We start from the raw sequence: 7,079 nt of genomic DNA, 5'->3' as shown, positions 1-7,079 counted from the left end.
CGGGCCGACCGGTGAACCGGTTGCCGATCCGGCCGCAGGCGGCGGTGGTGACGGGGCAGTGAGCGGGGCTCTCGTGGTGCGGCTGACGGGCCGGCGACGGGCCGACCGGTGAACCGGTTGCCGATCCGGCCGCAGGCGGCGGTGGTGACGGGGCAGTGAGCGGGGCTCTCGTGGTGCGGCTGACGGGCCGGCGGCGGGCCGACCGGTGAACCGGTTGCCGATCCGGCCGCAGGCGGCGGTGGTGACGGGGCAGTGACTCCGGGGGCGCCGGGGTCCGGTCGCTGCCGCCGGCGCTCCGGCGGGCGCGGGACGGCGGCTTTCTCGGGGCGCTCCGCCCAGGGGTGACGGCGCCCGGGTCGTCGTTCGATAGGTGCCGTTAGCTCCGTGTTTCCGCAGGCCGGAGCGATTGTCAGTGGTGGCGCGTACTGTTTTGGGCAGTGGGGACGGCCGCGCGGGGCACGGACGGCGGGCGTACCCCGTGGACAACCATGCGCGGGGGAACCATGAGCACGATCGACGCCGCTGCCGCGGTGATCACCCTGACCGAGGACCAACTCGGCCCGCACGTCACCCACGCGCCCACGCGCCGCTGGCTGACGGGTCCCGGACTGCCGGGCGACAGCGCCCTGCTGACGTTCGACGCCCTGCGCAGGGACGGCTTGCGGACGGTGGCGGACTCGACGGCGGACCCCGGCCGCCTGATGGCCCGGCTGCGTGAACAGCTCGTGATAGGCGGCCTTCTGGCGCCCGACGGCCTGGAGTCGGAGTCCGTGCTGCTCGACGGCGCGACCGGCGAGATCTCGACGACGTACTTCTTCCACGACCGTCCCGACCTCATGGACAGCCGCCCGCTGGCGCCGTCGCTGCGGACGCTGGTCCGGTTCGCCGCGGCCACGGAGGAACTGGCGGATGTGCGGGGTCAGTTCGCCTCCTACGCCGGCCGCTGCGGGCCGAAGGCGGTGGCGGAGGCGACGCGGCAGTTGCTGGCGGTGTTCGAGGAGGGGACGGGGCCGGACGCCGCGATGCCGCCGTACTGGCGGATGGCGGCGCTGATCCGCCCCCTCGCCCTGATGGCCGGCCCGGGCACGGAGTCCGGCCTCACCCTGGACCTGCCCCCGCGCCTGCTCGACCAGGAGTTCGGCCCGGGCCGGATCGCCCGCTTCGAGGAGGTCGACTTCCCCACGACCCTCACCCACGAGCCCACGCGCCGGTTCCTGCGCGAGACGGGCCTGCCCGAGGACGGCTTCCTCTTCTACCTGGACACGGACGTCCCGCTGCCGACCCTCACGGAGTACTACACCGACGAGCGCCCCGGCGACTTCCCTACCGAGCGGCTCCCCGACCGCGCGGACCACCTGATACGCCTCGGCCATCTCATCGAGGACAACAGCCTGGTCGTCGACGGAGCCACGGGCGAGGTCCTGAACTGGAGCGAGCCCGACGCGAGGCTGTACCCCCTCAACACGGACATGTCCACCCTGGCCTTCACCCTGTGGCTGCTGCACCGCGAGAAGGCGATCGACGCGGCGGCGGACCACGAGCTGACGACGGAGACGTACGACCAGCTGGCCGCGACGATGATCGACGTCCTGCGCAGGGTCGACCCGACGGGCACGGCCGACCGCTCCGGCTGGCACTACTGGACGGAGCTGTTCCAGGACGAGGCGGGCGGAGTGCTGTAGCGGGCCCACCGACGGGTGACTGGAGGCCGTGGCGGGATTCGAACCCGCGTACCTCGCTTTGCAGGCGAGTCCCTGGGACCACTCGGGCACACGGCCGTGTGCTGGTGACGTGGCTCGACCGTAGGGCCGGGGCGGGCGGCGCTCAAGGCCGGGCGGGGCGGTGCAACGGGACTGCCATGTGCCGTTCACGAACGGCGGGGTCTACGACCAAGGACTGAGGCGATCACCGTCTCCCGACAGGGGTCAGACCCCGTTGTGCACCTTACGCTGGCAGACATGGCTGCCCTGAACCCCCGCGACACCGAGGTCGCAGACGCCCCCGTACTTCCGCCGGAACCCGACGGCGAGGGTGTGCTCGGCCGGTCGTACCGGGCGCTGAGCGTGGGCATCGTCTCGGTGGTGCTGCTCATCGCCTTCGAGGCGACGGCCGTGGGCACGGCGATGCCGGTGGCGGCGCGGGAGCTGGACGGGGTGTCGCTGTACGCGTTCGCGTTCTCGGGGTACTTCACGACGAGCCTGTTCGCCATGGTGCTCGCGGGGCAGTGGTCGGACCGGCGAGGCCCTCTCGGCCCGCTCACGACCGGCATCGGCGCCTTCGCCGCGGGGCTGGTGCTGTCCGGGACGGCGGGGGCGATGTGGCTGTTCATCCTCGGTCGGGCGGTGCAGGGGCTCGGCGGCGGGATGGTGATCGTGGCGCTGTACGTCGTGGTCGGGCGTGCCTACCCGGAGCGGATGCGGCCGGCGATCATGGCGGCGTTCGCGGCGAGCTGGGTCGTGCCGTCGGTGGTCGGGCCGCTCGCGGCGGGCACGGTGACCGAACAGCTGGGCTGGCGCTGGGTGTTCCTCGGGACACCGGTGCTGGTCCTGCTCCCGCTGGCGCTCGCGCTGCCGCAGATACGGACGCGGGCCTCCGGAGCGGTGCGGGGCGGCGACGGGGCGGGGCAGGGTTCCTTCGACGGCCGGCGCATCCGCCTCGCCCTCGGCATCTCCTTCGGCGCCGGCCTGCTCCAGTACGCGGCCCAGGACCTGCGCTGGCTGTCGCTGCTGCCCGCCGTGGCAGGCGCCGCGCTGCTGATCCCGGCAGTGCGGGGACTCCTCCCGCGCGGCACCTACCGGGCGGCGCGCGGGCTGCCCTCGGTCGTGCTGCTGCGCGGCGTCGCCGCGGGGGCGTTCATCGCCGCGGAGTCCTTCGTGCCGCTGATGCTGGTCACGCAGCGGGGCCTCTCCCCGACGCTGGCCGGTCTCTCCCTCGCGGCGGGCGGGGCCACCTGGGCGCTGGGCTCGTGGCTGCAGTCGCGGCCCCGCCTGGAGCCGTACCGGGACGGCCTGATGACGCTGGGCATGCTGCTGGTCGCGGCGGCCATCGTCACCGCCCCCAGCGTCCTGCTCGACTCCGTACCGGTGTGGATCGTCGCCGTCGCCTGGGGCTTCGGCTGCCTCGGCATGGGCCTGGTGATCTCCTCCACCAGCGTCCTGCTCCTGAAGCTCTCCGCCCCCGACCAGGCCGGCACCAACTCCGCCGCCCTCCAGATCTCCGACGGCCTCTCCAACATCCTCCTCCTGGCCGCCGGCGGCGCGGCCTTCGCGGCCCTGGGGGGCGGCGCGGTGACGCACACGGCGGCCACGGCCACGGCCTCCCACCCGGCGGCGTTCGCCGCGGTGTTCCTGCCGATGGCGGCCGTGGCGCTGGTGGGGGCGTGGGTGACGACCCGGGTGCGGGAGCGGTGAGCGAGCCGTAATGCGCTCGCCCCGGGCGGACCGCGCCGCATAGCCTCCCGCCCATGCGCGAGCTCACCCTTCCGCTCCCGGACGACCTCCGGCGGGCCCTCGACGACCTCGCCGACGCGTGCGGGCGCCGGCCGGAGGACATCGCCCTGGACGCCGTACGTGCCCATCTGCGTGACGAGGGCGCGCTCGTGCGTGCGGCGGCCGAGCGGCTCGCCTCGGCGCACGCCGATCTGCTGCGGAGGCTGGGGGAATGACGCCCGACCCCGCTGCGCGCCACCGCACCACGCGCCACCTCACCGTCGCGGAGGTGACCGCCCTCGCCGGGACCGCCTTCGGCGGGCGCGCGCCCGAGGCCCGGGCCCCCGGTCTGCTCGCGTCGGCCGTACACCGGCCGAGAGCCCGGATGTTCGGTACGGCGGCCTACGACGACCTGTACGAACAGGCCGCCGCCCTTCTCCACGCCCTCGCGACGAACCACCCGCTCGTCGACGGGAACAAGCGCACCGCCTGGCTGGCGGCGGCGACGTTCCTGGCCGTCAACGGCACGGACCTCGCCGCGTGCGACCAGGACAGGGCGTACGAGCTGGTGGTCGATGTGGCGTCCGGCGCGGAGGGTGACGTGGGGCGGATCGCGGGGCGGCTGAGGGAGTTGTGACGTCGGTCCCACCCGTGGGTGAGGCGGGGGAGTTCGCTGCGGGAGCGGAGGGGCCCGCCGGTAGGGTGGCCCGGTTGTCATACCCAGACCTGCCGCTCGACCCCCACGGAGACCGTGACTACCGCCCACCCGTCGCCCGCCACCACCCACAACGGAGGGCCCTACAGGCCCACGCCCATGACTGCTTCCTCCTCCCATCACCTCTCGCCCGCCTTCCCCGGCCGTGCCCCCTGGGGTACCGCCGGCAAGCTGCGTGCCTGGCAGCAGGGCGCGATGGAGAAGTACCTCCAGGAGCAGCCGCGTGACTTCCTGGCGGTGGCCACGCCCGGCGCCGGCAAGACGACCTTCGCGCTGACGCTGGCGTCCTGGCTGCTGCACCACCATGTCGTGCAGCAGGTGACCGTGGTCGCGCCCACCGAGCATCTGAAGAAGCAGTGGGCGGAGGCGGCGGCGCGCATAGGGATCAAGCTCGATCCCGAGTACAGCGCGGGACCGCTCGGCAAGGAGTACCACGGGGTCGCGGTGACGTACGCGGGTGTGGGCGTGCGGCCCATGCTGCACCGCAACCGCGTCGAGCAGCGCAAGACCCTCGTGATCCTCGACGAGATCCACCACGCCGGTGACTCCAAGTCCTGGGGCGAGGCCTGTCTCGAGGCTTTCGAACCGGCGACCCGGCGGCTGGCCCTGACGGGTACGCCGTTCCGGTCCGACACCAACCCCATCCCCTTCGTGGCGTACGAGGAGGGAGCCGACGGGATCCGGCGGTCCGCCGCCGACTACACCTACGGTTACGGCTCCGCACTCGCGGACAACGTCGTGCGGCCGGTCATCTTCCTCTCCTACAGCGGCAACATGCGCTGGCGCACCAAGGCCGGCGACGAGATCGAGGCGCGGCTCGGCGAGCCGATGACCAAGGACGCGATCAGCCAGGCCTGGCGTACCGCGCTGGATCCGCGCGGCGAGTGGATGCCGGCCGTGCTGCGCGCCGCCGACCAGCGGCTGACCGAGGTGCGCAAGGCGATCCCGGACGCCGGCGCCCTCGTCATCGCCTCCGACCAGGACTCGGCACGGGCGTACGCCAAGCTCATCAGGGACATCACCGGCGACAAGGCGACCGTGGTGCTGTCCGACGACGCCGGCGCGTCCGACCGGATCGACGAGTTCAGCCACAACACCGACCGGTGGATGGTCGCGGTGCGGATGGTGTCCGAGGGCGTCGACGTACCGCGGCTGGCGGTGGGGGTCTACGCGACGACCATCTCGACGCCGCTGTTCTTCGCGCAGGCCGTCGGCCGTTTCGTACGGTCGCGGCGGCGTGGCGAGACCGCGTCCGTGTTCCTGCCGACCGTGCCGGATCTGCTCTCCTTCGCGAACGAGATGGAGCGCGAGCGCGACCATGTGCTCGACAAGCCGAAGAAGGACGGCGAGGAGGACCCGTACGCCGAGGAGGACAAGCTCCTCGCGGAGGCGGAGCAGCAGAAGGACGAGGACACCGGGGAGCAGGACATGCTCCCCTTCGAGGCCCTGGAGTCCGACGCCGTCTTCGACCGGGTCATGTACAACGGCGCCGAGTTCGGGATGCAGGCCCACCCGGGGAGCGAGGAGGAGCAGGACTACCTCGGCATTCCGGGGCTGCTCGAACCCGACCAGGTGCAACTGCTGCTCCAGAAGCGGCAGGCGCGGCAGATCGCGCACAGCCGCAAGAAGCCGGACGCCGAGGCAGATCTGCTCGAAATGCCCGCCGAGCGGCGGCCGGTGGTCAGCCACAAGGAACTGATGGAGCTGCGGCGGCAGCTGAACAACATGGTGGGCGCGTACGTCCACCAGAGCGGCAAGCCGCACGGGGTCATCCACACCGAACTGCGCCGGGTGTGCGGGGGCCCGCCGAGCGCGGAGGCGACGGCGGGGCAACTGCGCCAGCGGATCGCCAAGGTGCAGGAGTGGGCCACGCGGATGCGCTGACGCCGGCGCCCTGTTCGGCCGGGATGCACCGTCGCGTTCGGCTGCGGACCGCACGTGGTCGCCCGCGCGGTTCCCCACGCCCCTGTCGGGGCGCCGCGCGCCGTATGTATCAGGGCAAACCGGAGTACCCCACCCCGGTCCCTGACCGGATTCTGGACGGAGACTTCCGCTGAGCGAACCAGCTCGCTAATGTCCCGCTACGCACACGCCCCGTGGCAGCGCCGCCGCGGAGCGCAGCCGTGAAGCGACTGGGCCCGGACCACCGGCCGGGCCGTCAGCCGATCGGCAGCCTCTGAAGCGCGTCGCTGACGGGACTCGGCGACGTGTCCGCCACGACAAGGCTGCCGACCTCACCACTGAAGGAGTGGGCGTCGTGACAGCGGAGACCTCTCAGACGCTCGACCGGGGACTGCGTGTCCTCAAGTTGCTGGCCGACACGGACCACGGGCTGACCGTCACGGAGCTGTCCACCAAACTGGGCGTCAACCGCACCGTCGTGTACCGCCTCCTGGCCACGCTGGAGCAGCATGCGCTGGTACGCCGCGACCTGGGCGGGCGCGCCCGGGTCGGGCTGGGGGTGCTGGGTCTCGGACGTCAGGTGCATCCGCTGGTACGGGAAGCCGCGCTGCCGGCGTTGCGGTCGCTGGCCGAGGACATCGGGGCGACGGCGCACCTGACGCTGGTGGACGGGGCCGAGGCACTGGCCGTCGCGGTGGTCGAGCCGACCTGGACGGACTATCACGTGGCCTACCGGGCTGGCTTCCGGCACCCCCTGGACAGGGGCGCCGCCGGCAAGGCGATCCTGGCCGCCCGTCAGCGCCCGCACAGCGACCCCGGCTACACCCTCACCCAGGGCGAACTGGAGGCAGGAGCCTGCGGCGCCGCCGCCCCCCTGGTCGGTGTGACCGGCGTGGAGGGCAGCGTGGGCGTGGTGATGCTCGCGGACGCGGTCCCGGAACGGGTCGGCCCGAGGGTGGTGGACGCGGCCAGGGAGGTGGCGGAGGCGCTGCGCTGACGAGCGAGGTGATCCGGACCCGCGATGTTTCGAACAC

6 protein-coding genes and 1 tRNA gene are annotated in these 7,079 nt (G+C 72.9%); 6 read left to right on the top strand and 1 reads right to left on the bottom strand.

Features of this window, described 5'->3' with window-relative positions; translation table 11 throughout:
- The first annotated feature begins 503 nt into the window (after positions 1 to 503).
- Complete coding sequence (locus tag ACIHCM_RS19085; protein WP_399897003.1) at positions 504 to 1,682, top strand: SUKH-4 family immunity protein; 1,179 nt, start codon at positions 504 to 506, stop codon at positions 1,680 to 1,682.
- 20 nt (positions 1,683 to 1,702) lie between these two features.
- On the opposite strand, the gene ACIHCM_RS19080 is transcribed toward ACIHCM_RS19085, so the two are convergent.
- Positions 1,703 to 1,778: transfer RNA gene (locus tag ACIHCM_RS19080), tRNA-Cys, on the bottom strand.
- Between the two features lie 180 nt (positions 1,779 to 1,958).
- On the opposite strand from ACIHCM_RS19080, the gene ACIHCM_RS19075 reads away from it, so the two are divergent.
- The 5 genes from ACIHCM_RS19075 to ACIHCM_RS19055 all read left to right on the top strand — a co-directional run bounded on the left by ACIHCM_RS19075 (position 1,959) and on the right by ACIHCM_RS19055 (position 7,042).
- Positions 1,959 to 3,410 (top strand): MFS transporter, encoded by a 1,452-nt coding sequence (locus tag ACIHCM_RS19075; RefSeq protein ID WP_399897000.1) that lies wholly within the window; start codon positions 1,959 to 1,961, stop codon positions 3,408 to 3,410.
- A gap of 53 nt (positions 3,411 to 3,463) precedes the next feature.
- A complete protein-coding gene (locus tag ACIHCM_RS19070) occupies positions 3,464 to 3,664 on the top strand; it encodes a hypothetical protein (RefSeq protein ID WP_399896997.1) in 201 nt (66 codons plus the stop codon).
- Positions 3,661 to 4,065 (top strand): type II toxin-antitoxin system death-on-curing family toxin, encoded by a 405-nt coding sequence (locus tag ACIHCM_RS19065; protein ID WP_399896995.1) that lies wholly within the window; start codon positions 3,661 to 3,663, stop codon positions 4,063 to 4,065. The genes ACIHCM_RS19070 and ACIHCM_RS19065 overlap by 4 nt, the downstream gene beginning before the upstream one ends.
- 177 nt (positions 4,066 to 4,242) lie before the next feature.
- Positions 4,243 to 6,027 (top strand): DEAD/DEAH box helicase, encoded by a 1,785-nt coding sequence (locus ACIHCM_RS19060; RefSeq protein ID WP_399896992.1) that lies wholly within the window; start codon positions 4,243 to 4,245, stop codon positions 6,025 to 6,027.
- A gap of 373 nt (positions 6,028 to 6,400) precedes the next feature.
- Positions 6,401 to 7,042, top strand: a complete 642-nt coding sequence (locus ACIHCM_RS19055; RefSeq protein ID WP_393104637.1) for an IclR family transcriptional regulator — start codon at positions 6,401 to 6,403, stop codon at positions 7,040 to 7,042.
- The last annotated feature ends 37 nt before the right edge of the window (positions 7,043 to 7,079 follow it).

It is taken from the genome of Streptomyces sp. NPDC052023 (assembly GCF_044548465.1).
Taxonomy (GTDB): Bacteria; Actinomycetota; Actinomycetes; order Streptomycetales; family Streptomycetaceae; genus Streptomyces.
Note: the sequence above shows the minus strand (reverse complement) of the source record. Positions and strands in the feature narration are given on the sequence as shown.